The 16,474-nt window shown below is 70.1% G+C and carries 17 protein-coding genes and 1 pseudogene; 7 read left to right on the plus strand and 11 right to left on the minus strand.

What is annotated here, in order from left to right; translation table 11 throughout:
- Positions 1–145: 145 nt before the first annotated feature.
- Positions 146–1,117, minus strand: coding sequence for an LAETG motif-containing sortase-dependent surface protein (locus ACFVYS_RS32540; RefSeq protein ID WP_389507915.1), 972 nt, complete (start codon positions 1,115–1,117; stop codon positions 146–148).
- Positions 1,118–1,385: 268 nt separating this feature from the next.
- Between ACFVYS_RS32540 and ACFVYS_RS32545 the strand changes: the two genes are divergently transcribed.
- The gene (locus tag ACFVYS_RS32545; RefSeq protein WP_389507917.1) at positions 1,386–3,035 is read left to right on the plus strand and encodes a glycoside hydrolase family 13 protein; all 1,650 of its coding nucleotides are present in this window, start codon (positions 1,386–1,388) and stop codon (positions 3,033–3,035) included.
- A gap of 20 nt (positions 3,036–3,055) precedes the next feature.
- Here the strand turns inward: ACFVYS_RS32545 and ACFVYS_RS32550 are convergent, their stop codons facing one another.
- Positions 3,056–3,781, minus strand: a complete 726-nt coding sequence (locus tag ACFVYS_RS32550) for a DUF4142 domain-containing protein (RefSeq protein ID WP_384115950.1) — start codon at positions 3,779–3,781, stop codon at positions 3,056–3,058.
- Between the two features lie 381 nt (positions 3,782–4,162).
- Here ACFVYS_RS32550 and ACFVYS_RS32555 point away from each other — a divergent pair, with 381 nt between their 5' ends.
- A complete protein-coding gene (locus ACFVYS_RS32555) occupies positions 4,163–4,879 on the plus strand; it encodes an MOSC domain-containing protein (protein ID WP_389507919.1) in 717 nt (238 codons plus the stop codon).
- Positions 4,880–4,910: 31 nt separating this feature from the next.
- Here the strand turns inward: ACFVYS_RS32555 and ACFVYS_RS32560 are convergent, their stop codons facing one another.
- The 3 genes from ACFVYS_RS32560 to ACFVYS_RS32570 are packed head-to-tail and all read right to left on the minus strand — an operon-like array spanning position 4,911 to position 6,208.
- Complete coding sequence (locus ACFVYS_RS32560; RefSeq protein ID WP_389507921.1) at positions 4,911–5,156, minus strand: hypothetical protein; 246 nt, start codon at positions 5,154–5,156, stop codon at positions 4,911–4,913.
- A gap of 9 nt (positions 5,157–5,165) precedes the next feature.
- Complete coding sequence (locus tag ACFVYS_RS32565) at positions 5,166–5,396, minus strand: DUF397 domain-containing protein (protein WP_389507922.1); 231 nt, start codon at positions 5,394–5,396, stop codon at positions 5,166–5,168.
- An 8-nt stretch (positions 5,397–5,404) separates the two neighbouring features.
- Positions 5,405–6,208 carry a helix-turn-helix domain-containing protein gene (locus tag ACFVYS_RS32570; protein ID WP_389507924.1) on the minus strand — a complete coding sequence of 268 codons (804 nt, stop codon included), beginning with the start codon at positions 6,206–6,208 and terminating at the stop codon, positions 5,405–5,407.
- A 235-nt stretch (positions 6,209–6,443) separates the two neighbouring features.
- On the opposite strand from ACFVYS_RS32570, the gene ACFVYS_RS32575 reads away from it, so the two are divergent.
- A complete protein-coding gene (locus tag ACFVYS_RS32575) occupies positions 6,444–6,869 on the plus strand; it encodes an ATP-binding protein (RefSeq protein WP_389507925.1) in 426 nt (141 codons plus the stop codon).
- A gap of 33 nt (positions 6,870–6,902) precedes the next feature.
- Positions 6,903–7,802: a hypothetical protein gene (locus ACFVYS_RS32580; protein ID WP_389507927.1), complete on the plus strand. Its 900-nt coding sequence runs from the start codon at positions 6,903–6,905 to the stop codon at positions 7,800–7,802.
- A gap of 46 nt (positions 7,803–7,848) precedes the next feature.
- Here ACFVYS_RS32580 and ACFVYS_RS32585 read toward each other — a convergent pair whose 3' ends face one another.
- Together ACFVYS_RS32585 and ACFVYS_RS32590 are read right to left on the minus strand one after the other, a co-directional pair.
- The gene (locus tag ACFVYS_RS32585) at positions 7,849–9,255 is read right to left on the minus strand and encodes a HupE/UreJ family protein (RefSeq protein WP_389507929.1); all 1,407 of its coding nucleotides are present in this window, start codon (positions 9,253–9,255) and stop codon (positions 7,849–7,851) included.
- Entirely contained in the window at positions 9,252–10,460 is a 1,209-nt protein-coding gene (locus tag ACFVYS_RS32590; protein ID WP_389507931.1) for a DUF3500 domain-containing protein, read from the minus strand. Before ACFVYS_RS32590 ends, ACFVYS_RS32585 begins: the two co-directional genes overlap by 4 nt.
- Before the next feature lie 538 nt (positions 10,461–10,998).
- On the opposite strand from ACFVYS_RS32590, the gene ACFVYS_RS32595 reads away from it, so the two are divergent.
- Positions 10,999–11,703, plus strand: a complete 705-nt coding sequence (locus ACFVYS_RS32595) for a DUF6445 family protein (RefSeq protein WP_389507933.1) — start codon at positions 10,999–11,001, stop codon at positions 11,701–11,703.
- A gap of 198 nt (positions 11,704–11,901) precedes the next feature.
- On the opposite strand, the gene ACFVYS_RS32600 is transcribed toward ACFVYS_RS32595, so the two are convergent.
- The gene (locus ACFVYS_RS32600) at positions 11,902–12,432 is read right to left on the minus strand and encodes an FxLYD domain-containing protein (RefSeq protein ID WP_389507934.1); all 531 of its coding nucleotides are present in this window, start codon (positions 12,430–12,432) and stop codon (positions 11,902–11,904) included.
- Positions 12,433–12,621: 189 nt separating this feature from the next.
- Here ACFVYS_RS32600 and ACFVYS_RS32605 point away from each other — a divergent pair, with 189 nt between their 5' ends.
- Positions 12,622–13,110 (plus strand): hypothetical protein, encoded by a 489-nt coding sequence (locus ACFVYS_RS32605; RefSeq protein WP_389507935.1) that lies wholly within the window; start codon positions 12,622–12,624, stop codon positions 13,108–13,110.
- Between the two features lie 27 nt (positions 13,111–13,137).
- On the opposite strand, the gene ACFVYS_RS32610 is transcribed toward ACFVYS_RS32605, so the two are convergent.
- The 3 genes and pseudogenes from ACFVYS_RS32610 to ACFVYS_RS32620 all read right to left on the minus strand — a co-directional run.
- On the minus strand, positions 13,138–13,992 hold the full coding sequence (locus ACFVYS_RS32610) for a M23 family metallopeptidase (protein ID WP_389507936.1): 855 nt from the start codon (positions 13,990–13,992) through the stop codon (positions 13,138–13,140).
- Between the two features lie 62 nt (positions 13,993–14,054).
- Positions 14,055–15,047, minus strand: a complete 993-nt coding sequence (locus tag ACFVYS_RS32615) for a glycoside hydrolase family 26 protein (protein ID WP_389507938.1) — start codon at positions 15,045–15,047, stop codon at positions 14,055–14,057.
- A gap of 116 nt (positions 15,048–15,163) precedes the next feature.
- Positions 15,164–15,349: pseudogene (locus ACFVYS_RS32620) on the minus strand (GNAT family N-acetyltransferase); the annotation flags it as partial.
- A 133-nt stretch (positions 15,350–15,482) separates the two neighbouring features.
- On the opposite strand from ACFVYS_RS32620, the gene ACFVYS_RS32625 reads away from it, so the two are divergent.
- Positions 15,483–16,385 (plus strand): hypothetical protein, encoded by a 903-nt coding sequence (locus ACFVYS_RS32625; protein WP_389507940.1) that lies wholly within the window; start codon positions 15,483–15,485, stop codon positions 16,383–16,385.
- Positions 16,386–16,474: the final 89 nt, after the last annotated feature.

Genomic DNA, 16,474 nt, shown 5'->3' on the forward strand with positions numbered 1-16,474 from the left:
CCCGGGGACATGGTCCCCGGGCCCGCGTCACATCAGCCGAGTCGGCCATTCGGCCGTTCGGCCACTCATCAGGTCGGCCCGCCGAGTCGGTCGGCCGAGCCGGCCACTCAACCACTGGGCCGGCCGGCCCCCCGAGTCAGCCGAGTCAGCCGCGCAGCGACTTGCGGCGTCGCGTCGCGACGACGATCGCCGCGCCGCCCGCCAGCAGCGCGGCCGCGCCGCCCGCGATCAGCGGGGTGTTGCTGTCCGCACCGGTCTCGGCGAGGTCACCGCCGCCACCGTTCGGCGTGGGGGCCGGTGCGCTCGTCGACTCGGACGCGGACGGCGTCGGCGTGCTCGACTCCGGTGCGGACGGCGACGGAGACGTGCTCTCGGACGCCGACTCGGAAGGTTCCGACGGCTCCGAAGGCTTCGAAGGCTCCGAAGGCGTCGACGCGGAGGGCGACGGCGAGGACCCGCCCCCGGCCGGCGGGGACGCCGGCGGCTGCTCGGTGACCGTGCAGTCCTTCGAGCCGCCGTTCCAGGCCGCGATCAGCTTGTCCTTGATGACCGGGCGGTCCGGCCCCTTGGGCAGGTCCCCGTGGACGAACCCGTCCTTCGCGTCGAGCTTGCCGTCGAACTTGACCGCGCCCCGGTAGAGGTCGATCTGCGCGTAGCAGCCCGCGTCGGGCACGGCGATGTCGAGGGTGTCGGTCTGGCCGGGCTTGACCGTCACGCTGTCGAAGTCGACGAAGACCTGCTCGCCGGAGGTGCGGAAGCTGGAGCCGTGGGCGAGGTAGGAGGCGAGGGAGGCGGTGCACGTGGACGCGTCGCCGGCCGCGCGGACCTTGACGTGGATCTTGCCGTCCTCGGTCGGCCGGAGGTTCTGGTCGTCGACCCGGACCGAGTCGTAGAAGTGTGTGCCGTCGAGCGAGAACTGGCAGCGGTCGGTGCCCGTCTCGGTGCCCGCGCCCGTCCCCGGCTGGTACTGGCCGCCGGACTTCCAGCCGTCGCCACCGGGAGTGCCGGTACTGGCGAAGGCGCCGGAGGCGGCGGCGACGGAGGCGGCGCACAGGGTGAGCGAAGCGGCGCCCGTCCCCAGCAGGCGGCGCACGGTGACACGTCTCGCTATGGACATGCGTATCCCATTCTTGGCGAGTGCCAGGACTGATCGGCCAGAGCTGAATGGCCGGGGCTGATTGGTCAGATCAGAAGAAGAAACACCAGGCCCTCCGGTCACAGGGGCCACAGCGTGGGCCCATCGTCGTGTGGACCACGGACCGCTGTCAACCTGCGTCAAACCTCAGGGAGTTCAAAGTTCCGTCACATCTCCCTCACGTTCGGAATGATCCACTCCGAAGGGCTCGCACGTTCACTTTCCGGGCAAGATGGACAGACTTCCGGTCATGACCGACTTCTCCTCCCACCGCCCCGACTGGTGGCGCCAGGCCGTCGTCTACCAGGTCTATCCGCGCAGTTTCGCCGACGCGGACGGCGACGGACTCGGGGACCTGCGCGGCGTCACCGACCGGCTGTCCCATCTGGCCGGCCTCGGTGTGGACGCCCTCTGGCTCTCCCCCTTCTACCCGTCCGAGCTCGCCGACGGCGGCTACGACGTCGCCGACCACCGGGACGTGGACCCGCGCCTGGGCACCCTGGCCGACTTCGACGCGCTGGCCGCCGAGGCCCATCGTCTCGGTCTGAAGGTGATCGTCGACCTCGTCCCCAACCACACCTCCCACCAGCACCCGTGGTTCCAGGAGGCGCTGGCGGCGGGACCCGGCTCCCCGGCCCGCGAACGGTACGTGTTCCGTGACGGACGCGGCCCGAGCGGCGAACTCCCGCCCACCGACTGGCAGTCCGTCTTCGGCGGCAGCGCCTGGCAGCGCGTCCCCGACGGCCAGTGGTACCTGCACCTCTTCGCCCGTGAGCAGCCCGACCTGAACTGGGACCACGAGGAGGTCCGCGAGGACTTCCGCACCACCCTGCGCTTCTGGTCCGACCGGGGCGTCGACGGCTTCCGCGTGGACGTGGCCCACGCCCTCGCCAAGGACCTCACCGAACCCCTGCGCGACCTGGGCACACCGGAACTCGTGGGCGAGGACGCCCTCGCCCACCTGCCCCCCGGAACCCACCCCTTCTACGACCGCGACGAGGTCCACGAGATCTACCGCGACTGGCGCCGCGTCCTCGACTCCTACACCCCGCCCCGCACGGCCGTCGCCGAGGCCTGGGTGCCGGGTGCCCGCCGGGCCCTCTACGCCCGCCCCGAGGAACTGAACCAGGCGTTCAACTTCGAGTACCTCCAGGCGGGTTGGGACGCCGAGGAGATCCGTACGGTCGTCACCGACTCCCTGGCCACAGCCCGCGCCGTCGGCGCCTCGGCCACCTGGGTGCTGTCCAACCACGACGTCCTGCGGCACGGCTCCCGCCTGATGCTGCCGCCGGGCACGGACGACAACGCCTGGCTCCTCTCGGGCGGTCACGCCCCGCGCGTCGACGAGGCGGCCGGCCTGCGCCGGGCCCGCGCGGCGACGCTCCTGATGCTGGCGCTGCCGGGATCGTCGTACGTCTACCAGGGCGAGGAGCTGGGCCTGCCCGAGGTCGCCGACCTGCCCGTGGAGGTGCTCCAGGACCCGCTCTGGGAGCAGACGGGCCGTGTCCGCAAGGGCCGCGACGGCTGCCGGGTGCCGCTGCCGTGGACGACGACGGGAGCGTCGTACGGGTTCGGGGTGTCCGGGGCCTGGCTGCCGCAGCCGCCGTACTTCGCGCGGTACGCCGTCGAGGCCCAGGAGGGCGTGCAGGGCTCCACGCTGGAGTTCTACCGCACGGCCCTGCGTCTGCGCCGCAAGCTGCTCGACGGCGAGGAGCTCGGCTGGCTGCGGGACGGCACCCCGCCGGGTGTGCTGGCGTTCGCCCGCCACGACGGCTGGCGGTGCGTGGCCAACCTGTCGGACGCGGCGGTACCGCTGCCGCCCGGCGAGGTGCTGCTGAGCAGCGTTCCCCTCGACGGCGACGGGCTGCTGGGCCCGGACACGACGGTGTGGCTGGCCTAGCGAACCCGTGCCGGCCTCGGCTATCCGGCGTTGCCCCCCACGATGGCGCCGATGTCCACCGGGGTGGCCGTGGCGGTCGGCGGCGGGGTGAGGACGATCAGCGGCTGACCGGCCGGCGGGACCGGCGGGGTCATGTCCGACTTGGGCAGCTTCGGCGGGGTGGTCTGGGTGAACAGCGTGGTGTCGAAGTCGACCAGACCGGTCTGCTCCATCACCGTGATGTGGTCCAGGACGGTGTCGTTGGCCTGGTCGGCCAGCGCGCGCACCAGCGTGTTCTTCGTCGTCGAGCGGATCTTCGCCACCGTGTTGAAGATCGAACCGTGCGTCATGCGCAGGATGTTGGCGAAGTCGACGTCGAACTGCTTGCCCTGGTCCGCCTTCAGGGTGTTGACGAACCCTTCCTGCTGTGGACTGGCCACGTTGGGAAGGGTGACGTTCAGCATCGGCGCGATCTTGAGGCAGGTGGTGTCCAGCGCCGCGTGGCCGTCGATGAGGTGCTGGCTGGCGGTGATGACGCCCTTGCTCTGCCCCTTCTGGAGCCCGATCTGCCCGACCGGGTACTCCCACAGACCTGCCGCGCGCACCGCCACGACGAAGGCGCGGTCGCTTTCCGTCAGCGGACCCCACTGGGTGTTGGCGATGATCCGGTCGCCCGAAGCCGACACCGTGTCAAGTCCGAGCATCGATGGGTATGCCAGTGCGCTGAGTGTCAGGGTCAGCGCACCGCCGACGAACAGGGTTCCCATCATGTTTCGCGAAATTGGCACCGTGCCTCCTGCCCGGTCGGGGATTCCGCCGATGTGTCGATGTGCTGCGTCCGGTGGGGGCGGACGCACAGGAGTACGGACGCGGGGCCGATCGTACTCACCGTCCTCAGTGAAAAGTTGATGGACGGGTCACCCGGGCAGAGGTAAGTTCCCATAAGGAACTCACCAAGTCCGCGCAGGACACCGAAGGGACCACTGGTGCAGCAGACCTGGACCGCCGTCGACGACTACTTCGTACTGGCACTGATGACGAACTGACGAACTGACGGCTGACGGTCTGGCAGCTGATGGACAACAGACGGACTGACGGACTGACGGACTGACGGACTGACGGACGAGGGGGCGTGGGGGGACGTGGGGATGACGGTCGCGCGATTGGTCGGGATCACGTACTACCCGGTGAAGGGATGCGCGGGAACGGAGCTTTCGGAGGCGGTGCTGACGAGCTCCGGGCTGCTGCACGACCGCACGTACGCGATCGCCGACGAGAAGGGCGAGCTGCGCTGGCAGTGGGGCGATCCCAAGCTGGCCCTGATCACACCGGAGCTCACGGAGGGCGAGCTGACGTTGCGGGCGCCCGGCCGCGACCCGGTGCGAGCGGACGGCGCGGACGTGCACGACTGGCTCACGGAGGTACTGGGCACCCCGAGCACCCTGGTCCGGCCCCCGGCCGGCAACAACGGCCGCCTCCACCTCGTCTCCCGGGCCAGCCTGGACGCCCTGAACCACCGGATCACCGAACGCGGAGAGACCCCCCTCCCGATGAACCGCTTCCGGCCCAACCTGGTGGTGGACGGCTGGGACACCCCGCACACGGAGGACGGCGCCGCCCGCCTGACCATCGCCGACACCGAGCTGGTCTTCACCGAGGACACGATCCGCTGCGCCATCACGATGGTCGACCAGCGCACGGGCCGCCGCTCGGGCCCGGAACCCCTGCGCACCCTCGCGGACTACCGTCGGGCGGACGGCGGCGGAGTCGCCTTCGGCGCCTACTTCGAGGTACGGCGAGCGGGGAAGGTGTCGCTGGGCGACGAGGTGGTGGTGCCCTCGGGCGCGAGTGAGAGTTCGGCTTAGAAGGGGACGCCCCGCCGTGCCCCTGGCTCCCCTAGATGCCCTCGATGCGCTTCATGCCTTCCATGGCCTTCGCCAGGCGACGGGTCTGGAGGGCGCGCCTGATCGTGTGGATGCGGACGGCGGTGAACACGGCGACGGCGAGGCCGAGGGCGGCCCCGATCCACTCGCCGTCGCGAATGGCCGCGTAGAAGAGGAGGACGCTGAAGGGCACGCCGACGACGACGAGCAGGGGTTCGCGCACCCAGAACGGGAGGGCGCGCAGGATGAGACCGATCATCCGGTCACTTCAGCAGGCGCGGCCTGAGCGGGCTGTGATGGAGGCCACAATTCCGGGAGTTCCTGTGCGTATGGCGTGCAGAAACTGAGCGAGGGGGGCCGGGGCGGTGGCGAGGACGGCGTCGGGGGCGTCCGACTCACGGAGGTGGAGCGTGGCGGGGGTGGAGGCGAGCTCTACGCAGTCGTTGCCGTCGCCCTCGCCGGAGTACGACGACTTCTGCCAGTTGTCGGGGGCGTTCATGAAGCGCCTCAGAGCTCCTTCGCCAGCTTGTCGATGAACTCACGCGACCGTTCGGGTTCGAGCGATACGGCCTCAACCTTACGGAAGCGTGCTCGATAGGCCTTGAGCTGTGCCTCGGAGTCGATGAAGGATGATCCATGGGGCAAGTCCCGGACCACGGTGTCGAGTTTGGCCAGCGGGCCACCCACATAGGTCATGGTGCTTGAGGCCCTGGAGAAGCCGTCCAGGTCGAAAGGAATGGCGCGCAGGGTGATGTGGTCCACCTCGGAAAGCTCGATGAGGCGCGAGAGCTGAGCGCGTGATTCGCTGCGACCGCTGACCCTGATGCGTAGGGCTGCCTCGTGGATCACCACCGCGTAGGGGGTGTTCATCTCCTGACGTGTCAGTCGGTGGCGGACACGCAACTCGATCTCTTCGGGAGTAAGTTCAGGCACCCGCGATGAGAAAACGGCGCGAGCGTAGCTCTCTGTCTGGAGCAGGCCGGGCACGAAAAGGATGGCCACCTCCCGCCGGAACGAGGCGTGGTGGTCCAGCTCCGACAGATCCAGGAACGGGGTGGGCAGCAGGCCCCGATACTCCTCCCACCAGCCGCGTGTCCGGTCCGTCGCCATCGCCACCAGGGCGTCGATGAACTCGTCGTCCGTACAGGAGTAGTGGGATGCGAGACGGCGAAGCCGTGTCTCACTCACGCCCGCGAGTCCGGACTCGATGTGAGTGATCTGGGCGGGGCTCACCCCGAGCAGCGCCGCCGCCTGGCGGGCGTTGAGATCCGCCGCCTCCCGGAGTCTGCGCAGTTCGGTCGCCACGCGCATCTGACGTGCCGTTGGTTCGCGCCTCAAGGCTCGGCCGCTCCTAGGTTCAACGCGCCGGAACGCGCGACTCGTTCGGCGTCAGATTACGCGATCGGCTTGCTGCGTCTCTATATTTAGATTTACTGTCGGTGACGCAACGCACACGCTGCGGAAGTGCACCGATCCGTCGTGCCATGACGGCTGAGGCAATGCCACCGCGCACATCCCACATTCACCCCGCCTGTGGAGCTGCCCCATGCCCGAAACCGCACCCAACCCCGTCCCGGACTCCTGGGAGTACTCCCTCTACATCCCCGGCGACCCCCGCGCGGTCACCGTCTGCCGTCGCACCCTGCGCCTGATCCTCACCCTGCACGGCCTGATCCACCTGGTCGACACCGCCGAGCTGCTCGCCTCGGAGCTGGTCTCGAACGCCGTACTGCACACCAAGGGCCCGGCCTGTCTGCGTCTCCGCTTCCGGGACGGCGTTCTCCAGATCGGTGCCTGGGACGCGGACCCCGAACCCCCTGAGCCGCCCGGCCGGTTGGAGGACCTGACCGAAGCGGAGAACGGCCGGGGCATGGCCCTGGTGTGGGCCTGCTCGGACCTCTGGCACTGGCAGCCGCTGTCCCGCATGGGCCACCGGGGCAAGTTGGTGTGGTGCGAACTGAACGTGGCGTAGCTCGTTGATCACGGCATACAGAAAGGAGAGCCGATGGTCGGCTCGTCGCATGAGGCGCTGCACCGGATCTTCCAGAAGGAACCCGGACTCCTGACCAGTGCCCTGCAACAAGTGTTGTCCGTCCCCTTCCCCACGCCCCACGACTTCGCCGCCATGAACGTCGACCTCACCGAGATCGAGCCCATCGAGCGCCGCGTGGACACGCTGCTGAGGGCCGAGACCGACGAAGGGGCGTACCTCCTGGTCGTGGAGTCGCAGGGCCAGCCGGACGAGAGGAAGCGCGGCAGCTGGCCGTACTACCTCAGCTACCTCTACGAGAAGTACCGCTGCGAACCCGTGCTCGTCGTCGTCACCCAGAACAGCGCCACCGCCCGCTGGGCGGCACAGCCGATCCACCTCGGTGTGCGGGGGATGCCCTCGTTGACGGTGCGGCCCTTCGTGCTCGGTCCGGACAACGTTCCCGTCATCGCGACCCGGCAGGAGGCCGAACGGGACGTACCCCTTGCGGTGCTTTCCGCGATGACGCACGGCCGGGGGCGACAGGCTCCCGCCATACTGGAATCGCTGGTGGCCGCCCTGCGGACCATCGACCGGGACAGCGCCGCGGCGCTCGTGCAGTTCGTCGACTCGTGCCTGACCGACCCTCAGGCGCAACGGATGTGGAGGGATCTCATGACCGCGATGCAGTACTTCTGGCGACACCCCCTCGCACAGGAGGTGCGCGAACAAGGTCGTGAAGAGGGGCGTGAAGAAGGGCGGGTCGCCGATCGGGTCGATATGACCCTTCGCATCCTGGAATGGCGTGGCATCCCGGTGCCGGACGCCGTCCGTGAGCGCGTCGAAGCCTGCACCGACCTCGAACAGCTCACCGTCTGGTCGCAGCGCGCCGTCCACGCCACCACTGCCGACGACCTGTTCGCCGTCCCGCAGTGACCCCGGCAGGGCTGCCGTCCACCGGGGTTCACCGCCGCGCCACGTGCTAGCCGCCGCTCCGGGAGAGGGAGGGCTCGGCGGCGGGAGCCGTGTCCTCCTCGGCCGGGGGGAGGTCCACGTCGGGCCGGTTCCGGAGGCGGAGGGTCACTGTCCGGGCGGTCGCGGCGAGGGCCGTTGCCGTGAGGGTGGCCAGCAGGAGGGTGGTGTGGGTGCCGGCGCTGTCGGCGGCTCGGGCCACCGGGTTGGGCAGGCCCAGGCGGTCGGCCAGCCAGCCGACGGCGGCCACACCCGTGAGGACCGCGCCAGTCAGCCGTAGCGCGGGCTGCGCGCGCAGGCGGGCCAGGGCCAGCAGGGACGGCAGGGCCAGGCAGACCAGCAGGAACTGGACCAGTTCGATGCCGAGGTTGAAGCCCAGGAGGCTGGTCACCAACTGGCCGGTGGACAGGTGCATCTCGGCCAGCACGAACGAGAACGCCATGCCGTGGCCGAGACCGAAGACGCCCGCCACCAGCGCCTCCTTGCCCGGGAAGAGGGGGCGGATCGCGTGCACCGCGCCGACGAGCACGCTGAAGGCGATGAACGCCTCGACCGGGCGGCCGGGGATCGAGATGTCACCCAGCGCGGTGATGGCCAGCGCGACGGAGTGGCCGACGGTGAAGGCGAGCGTGATGCGGCCGATGCGGGCCAGGGCGGAACGGGCGCCGACAAGACCGTCCCAGCGGCGTCCACGGGCCGCCAGTGGTGCGGGCAGCAGCAGGACGAGCAGGAACAGCAGATGGTCGGTGCCGGTGAGGATGTGGTCGCCGCCGAGTTCCACCATGGCGACGAAGCCGCGCCAGGCGCTGCCCGCGCCGAGGTCGACCTTCAGGGCCGGGACGGACATGGTCCCGGTGTCGATGCGGATCGTGCCGACCTGGGTGGTGCCCCCACCGTCGACCTGACCGCTGGACCAGTCCTGGCGGACCGTCACCAGCGCGGTGTGCGTCACGACCTGGTGGACGACGACGTCGTAGTCGAAGGTGAAGTGCCGTACGTCGGCGCCGGCCGGCGGGGTGAGCTCGGCCAGGGCGACCAGCTCGCGGTACGTGCCGGTGTCGGTCTGTACGGCGCGGCTCAGGGTGAGGCGGCCGATGGCGACCTGCCAGGCCTTGCCCTGGGTGGTGGTCGGGTGGATGTGTGCGCCGAGGTAGGCGCGGATCGCCGCGGCCCGCGCGGACAGCGTGGCCGAGGTGGCCTTGGTCAGGTCGATCCCGCTGGCCCGGGAGAAGTCGTCGACGGGCAGTTCCAGCCGTGCGGAGACGGAAGTCTGGTACACGTCGAGCTGGACCACCGAGTGCGGCATCGGATGCGCGGCGGCCGGCGACGCCCCGAGCAGGAGCGTCGCCGGTACCGCGATCGCGATCCCGGCAACCCAGCGGAGCGCTGTGGTCAGCCAGTTTCGCGGTCCGGTCATGAGAAGGAGAACTCGTTGCCGTAGTCGCGGGTACGGTCCCGGTACACGGTGTGGTAGTGGATCTGGTCCCGGTAGACGACGCCGTTCTGGCAGACGAACTCGATCCAGACGCTGGGGCCGTCGATCCGGATGTAGTCGCCCTGGGTGTCCAGACCCGTGCCGCCGGAGTAGGCGATGTAGGTCTTGTTCAGCTCACGCTCGTACGTCTTCAGGAGCTGCTTCGCGGTGGCGTCGTCCACGTCGGCGACCCAGGGGTGGATGGCCTCCAGGACCAGCTTCTTCTGCTTGGCGGACAGAGAGCTGACCGGAATGCCTTCCTTGGTCGCCGGGAACTTGCCGTCCTGGGACGGGCCGAGCAGCACGTCGCTGAAGGACGTGGACAGCTTGGCGGTGGCCAGCTGCGTGTCGCTCAGGCTGCCGGTCAGCTTGAGCAGGCCGTCGCGGAACTTCGCCATCGGCGCGTACGTGGTGCCGTCCTCGGCGGTCCAGCTGGTCGGCTCGACACCGCTGAAGAACGGGCTGGCGCCCGCCACCTTGCCGTCCTTGTACGTGATGTTCACGGCGAGGTGGTGGCCGCCGAAGTGCAGCTGCCAGGTGCCGGTCGCCGACGGGGTGCCCAGGAACGCCAGGAAGTAGACGCCGCTGCCGTAGCCGCCACCGCCGGGGCCGCCGCCGGTGCCGCCGGAGGGCGGGGTACCGGTCGGGACGTCGGTCGGGACCGCGGTGGACGTGGAACTGGCGGTCGCGGACGGGTCGGCCGAGGGCGCGCTGTCCGTCGGTGCGGCGGACGAGGAACTGCTGCTCCCCGCCGAGTTGAGCACCTCGTCGGCCAGGAGGGTCTGCATGACGTGGTCGTAGCCGGTGTCCTTGCCGGACCCCAGGGCCACCTTCAACACGTTCTCAAGAGCGGTCAGTTGGTCTGCGCTCAGCGAGCCGGTCTGGATGCCGGGGCGGCAGGAGGAGCCGCACGGCAGGTTCGACCAGGCGGTGGCGTTCTCCTCGGTGAAGTCCAGCAGCGTCTCCGTCTGCTGGGTCGAGTCGAGGGTGTTGAGGAACGCGTTGGCGGCGCTGACCACGGCCGCGACGCCGGCGGCCTTCTTGTTCACCGGGTAGTGGACGCCCGCGGCCGCCTTCTGTGCGTCACCGCTCGTCGAAGCGTTGGCTACCGCAAATCCACCTCCGACGAGGATAACTCCGGCGGCCACTCCGGCCGCACCTCGCCACGCTCGTCGCCTGCGCGCCTGACTGGTTCTTTCCCTACTCACGAACACTCCCTCGAGACAAAGTCCGGGATGACGTGCCGACCATGCGGGCAGCACCCGTCGACTGGCTGTGGGATCGCGAAGTCCATGTCCAACAAGGGAGTTGGACGCGGACGGATCAGATGGCGGGCCGGATTCGGCCTGCCCGCGATTGATAAGGAAATTATCAGCGACATTGTTGACATCTCAATGCCCAAGTCTCGGGGGAGGCCCGTTTTGGGTGCCGTACGTCGCATATCCAAGGCGTTTGCTAAGTCAATTGACAGGTTTCGCTCAGCGCCGCTTCAGCCGACCTGCGGCAGTCCTGCGCCCTCGTGCGGCGGTCGTGTGGCACCGGTTCGAGTGGGGCCCGGGTCCACGGCGACCGGCTCTCGCGGTTGACGAACCGTTGACCGCCTCGATGAAACGTTGACCACTTCGCGGCGGAGTGCGGACGAACGGAAGGGCGAGTCATGAGGATCACCCGACCTAGATTCCCTTCATGTCCATGCCACAGCGGCCCCACCAGCCCGTACGGGCTGCCGCCACGCTCCCCGCGCTCCCCTACCGCAAGCCCACCAAGGGCCGCGACTACTGGGTCATCGACGACGTCTTCCCCGAGGCCGACATCACCGCGATCCGCGATCGGTGCCTCGCCAAGGACGACTGGGTCAAGGGCCACCCGTACACCTCGGAGAGCTGGCCCGGACTGCGCACCATGCCCGGTCTGGAGCCCGGTGAACTCGGGCGCGTGGAGCGGCTGGTGAGGAACGCGACGGGGGCCGGGAAGCTGTGGGTGCAGCGGGCGCCCGGCGGCGGGACCCTCAACCACAACTGCATCCAGGTGGTGGGGGAGGGCGAGAGCGCCCCCCGCCCGCACTCCGACTCCCGGGCGCTCTGCCGGTACGCGGCCGTCCTGTACCTCAACCCGGCCGTGCCCAAGGACTGCGGCACCAGCTTCTACCGGCAGTCGCTGCCCGGCGGGCGGCTCGGCGGGAACGTCGTCCAGGCCCCGCACAACAACCTCGTCGAGGCGCTCGGCACCCGGTTCGTCGCGCCGGACGCCTTCGAGGAGGACGTACGGGTGCCCCACCGGCACAACCGGCTGCTCCTCTACAACGCCAACCTCGTGCACAGCGCGACCGGTTACTCCGGTACGACCCTGGAGGAGAAGCGGATGACGGCCGTCTTCTTCTGGATGGCCTGAGAACCTCGGTGACCGTGGCGCGGCGGCGCCGGGACAGCAACCGGGCGCGGGCGGGCGGGGGTTCCTCCGAGGTCGTGCGGTGCGCCACCGGGCCCAGGTGGCGTACCGCGAACAGGGCCAGATGCTCGGGGAGACGGTGTGGATCGGTGACGATCTCCCGCAGCAGCCGACCCGCCACGGACGTCCCCGCGGTCCGCGTCAGTACCGCACCGCCCGGGCCACCTCCGCCTTCACCTCGCCGGACAGCGTGCGATTGCTGCGTGCCGTCGCCTTGCCGGTCTTGCCCGACGCCACGTCGGAGACGGTGGTGACGACCGTGTCGAGCCGGTTGCCGGCGGAATCGGTGAAGTCGACCTGGACGGAGAAGGACTTCGACCCGTCGGTGGTGTTGGAGACGGTCACGTCCACGGTGGCCCGGTCGTCCTTGTCGGTGTCCGGGGTGCCGAGTTTCACGTCGGACTTCACGTCGACGCCGTCCTTGATCTCGTCCAGCTCGCGGCTCGCCGACGCCGAGGCCGACGCGAAGGCCGAGGAGGCCTCGGAGGCGAAACCGGAGGCGAGGGAGGACGCGGCCGCGGTGGCCTCCCGGCCCAGCGACTCGGCCGCCGAGGCGGCCTTGCTCGCCGCGGACGACACCGACGAGGGGGTGTCGTCGTCCGAGCAGCCGGTGAGCACGGTGGCGCAGCAGATCACCGTCGCCGTCAGCAGCACGCCCTTGGTGCGTGGCATCTTGTTCTCCTCCTGAGGGGGTCCCGCGGGCCTTCCTCCAGTGAAGGGGCGGTCCCGCCCGTCCGCATGCCGGGTCACCCGTACGGCGCACCCCCCGTGGTGGCGACCCCCGTCCGGACGGATGGTCGGTGCAGTGCAGCGCAGCAGTGCACTCAGTCCAGAACACCGACACAGAGACGGGGTGGCGCCATGAGCGATCAGCCGCACTCCCAGCCGTCGCAGGGGCCCCGGGTGTGGGACCCGTCCCACCAGGGCACCGGTTCGCCGGGCCTGGGCTCGCCGCCGCCGTCGGGGGGTGGACTGGTCGCCGGCGGGGTCGTCTTCGGCGGAGTGCTCATGTTCGTCAGCGGCTTCCTCGCCGTGTTCCAGGGCATCGCCGCGATCGCCGAGAACGACGTGTACGCCCGGGTCGCCGAGTACGCCTACGAGATGAACCTCACCGCCTGGGGCTGGATCCTGGTGATCGTGGGCGTCGTGGCCGTGCTGACCGGCTACGGGCTGCTCAGCGGGGGCGAGTGGGCCGGGTGGGCCCGGATCAGCGGCCTCGCGCTGGCCTCCCTGAGCCTGATCCTCCAGTTCCTGTTCCTGCCGTACGCGCCGTTCTGGGCGGTCATCCAGATCGCCATCGACGTGTTCGTGATCTGGGCGCTGGCCGCCTACCGCCCCCAGCAGGCGTAGTACCTCCTCCCCGGCCACCGTCCGCGTTCAGGGCAGCGTGGACGCTCCGGTCACCTGCACGTCCTTGCGGCGCAGCCAGGGCAGGGGCGGCACCGCGGATCCGACGTAGGGGGTGATCCGCACCTCGAAGTGCAGATGCGGTCCGGTGACGTTGCCGGTCGCGCCGGACAGGCCGATGCGCTGACCGGCCGTCACGCGCCCGCCCTTGCGCACGTCGATGCGCGAGAGGTGGGCGTACTGCGTGAAGTAGCCGTCGCGGTGGCGGATCACGACCTGGTTGCCGAAGCCGTCGCCGCAGGTCGTGGCGCGGACGGTGCCGGAGCCGACGGCGTACACGGGGGTGCCGGAGTCCACGGCGAAGTCCTGGCCGGTGTGCCGGTGGGCCCAGCGGGAGCCCTTGGCGGCGTAGCCCGCGGAGAGCCAGTAGCGGCGGGTCGGGGCCGTCCAGGCCTGGGCGCGCCGCTCGGGCGGGCGGCTCCGGTCGCCGAACGGACAGCGGCTGTCCTGTCCGGACGGGTCGACGGCCACCGGATCGCCGGAGTGCCTCCCGGTGGCCCACAGCAGGTCCCACAGCCCGGCGCGGACGGCCTTGCGGCGGCGTTCGGCGTCCTTGACCTCCGTGGGAGAGGCGTCCGAATCGCGCAGCCGGTCGACCCGCTCGCGAGCCCGCTCGTGCGCACGGACGGCACGGGCGGCCTCCTTGCGGAACCCGTCGCTGACGAACCCGTCACCGCGGAAGCCCTTGCCGCGGAGGCCGTCGGCACCGGCGCCCGCGGGCACGGCGGCGAGCGCGAGCAGCAGGAGGGCGAACAGGGCCGTCCCGGTCGCGCCACGGAAGCGCGCCCGCGTTCGTGGGAGGCGCGCGTGGTGTTCTCGTCCCATCTTGGGATCATCAGACCGGTGAGGCGGTCGGGAGCGGCACGCGGCCCGCGTGGCGGCCGGGTTCAGCCGAACGGCCCCCCGACCAGCGCCCGGTACACGGCCGACGACCGTGGATTGCCGGAGCACCGCCACACGCCGTGCGGGCAGTAGTCGCTGATGGTCTGGTACAGCGGCCGGTGCTCGGCGAACCAGGTGAGCATGCCCCGCACGTACTCCGGGTTGTCGCCGTTGCGGTACAGCCCCCACTCCGGATACGAGACCGGCTTGCCGTGCACCCGAGCGAACCGCACATGCGCGGCGAGGCCGTACGGCTCGGCGACCTGTTCCTCGAAGGACATGCCGTGGGGCTGGTCGTAGGCGTCCATACCGATGACGTCGACGTACCGGTCGCCGGGATAGCACTCGTTCCAGGGGACGGCGTCCAGCCCGCGACTGGGCGTGAACTCGAACCGGAACCGCTGCCCTCCGTCCACGGACCGCATGGCGTCGACGATCCGCGCCCAGTACCGCTTCCAGGCCTCCGGGTCGGGCCCGCACCGGTGCGTGTAGGTGATCCCGTTCATCTCCCACCCCACCACCAGCACGGCATCGGGCACCCCGAGCGCGACGAGCCGCCGGGCCAGCACCCGGAAGTGCTCGTCGTAGTCCCCGCGCGCCCCAGCGCGCAGCTCCTCCCGCACGACCTGGTCGGGCACATGCTCCTCGGTGCGCTCGAGCATCGGCACGTTGAGTACGAACATCCGGTCGGCGCGCTCCTGCCGCCACCGCGCCCAGTACTCCAGATACCCGGACGCCCCCTCGATGTTGCTCCACCGGTCGCCCGGCAGATACGCGTGCCCGACCCGGGGCGTGGCCGCACCGAGCCACCCGTCGAGCGCCGCGATCCGCCGCACACCGGCGTCGTCGTACCCGACGTACGCCCCGAAGGCCCCGGGCGGCGCACCGACCCCCCGCCCGACGGGTACGGAGGCGGGCCCGGCGAGCAGGGCACAGGCGACGAGAAGCGCGGTCAGCGGCGCCCGAAGGGAGCGAAGGAAGCGAAGGAAGCGAAACACCGGCTCATGATGGAGCCCCCGCCGCCTCCCCCACCCCGAACCCGCCACGGAACCACCCGGACCGGGGACGGGGACGGGAACGGGAACGGGAACGGAGAGGGAACGGTGACGGGAAGGAAGCCGGGAACGGTCTCGATGATCGGGGTGTGCGCGGGCACGAACCCGTCGCGCAGCCGCTGCCGTACCCGGTGCTCGTCGTAGCGCCCGAGCCGCTCCAGATCGGCCCGCATCGCCACCGCCCGCACCTCCGCGACGGCCTCGACGTCGTCCGCCGTGGCCGGTCGGATCACCCAGTCCGCCATGGCGCAGATGCTGCGGCCGGAATGCGGCAACCCGCCGCGGGCCCGGCGGCGACTACCCACGCACGAAGCACGACCGCACGGCCGCACGACCCCACAGGCAAGTGAATCCCGTTCCCCACACGAGGAGTTCACCATGCGCAAACAGCCCGCACGGCACCCGGCACGGCATCCCGCACGCCATCCCGCAAGGCCCCTCGCCCGCCTGCTCACCGTCCTCGCGGCACTCACCGCGCTCCTCTTCCACGCGACCGGCGTCGCGGCCCCCCGAGCCGCGGCCGCCGACGAGTGGAATCCGCCGAGCAACCTGGTCCAGCCCCTCAACGAGGTCTGGAACCACGTCTCGACGACCTACCCAGACCTCTACGGTTTCCGGAACTACGGCTGGGACCAGGTCATGGCCAACAAGGGCAGCATCAACTACTGCGTCCGCTGGGAGTCCGACGCCCCCGTCAGCACCGCCCTGCGCGACCAGATCCACGCGGCCCTGAAGAAGCAGTTCGCCAAGTGGATGGCGGCGCAGGTGGAGAACGGCCGGGCCTACAACAACTGGCCCTACACCACCGTCCCGGTCAACATCGTCGGCTGGGCCGTGAAGAACCGTTCCACCCTCCAGTGGACCGACAACTCCGTCGACATCTACTCCGGCGTCCTCGACGGCGCCGGCGCCCCCCAGTGCGCCCCTGACTGCGGCCGCTTCTTCCACCAGGACGCCAACTACTCCAAGTGTCCCGGCGGCACCGCCCGCCACTACGACCAGTCCCTCTGGCTCACCAAGGGCTTCCAGGGCGGCGCAGGCGGCGACTGGGGCCAGCGCGTCGGCCAGGAGTACTTCACCGGCGTCCTGAACCAGGAGGACATCCACATCTATCTGCACGAGGTCGGCCACACCTTCGGCCTCGACGACTTCTACGACTGGACCCCGACCGGCCAGTGCTGCTTCCTGATGAACGCGGGCAGCGCCACCCGGATCACCGACTTCGACAAATGGATGCTCCGAGACTTCTGGCGCCACCTGAAGCCCCGCTACAACCTCTGACGCTCTTCGATCGGTTTCTCGCCCAACAAGCAACCCTGGCACACCATTTACCTCTCTCACAGGTTGCTCAAAGCTTTGGCCGGCGTCCG

This window comes from Streptomyces sp. NPDC058295, assembly GCF_042880655.1.
Lineage (GTDB): Bacteria > Actinomycetota > Actinomycetes > Streptomycetales > Streptomycetaceae > Streptomyces > Streptomyces coriariae.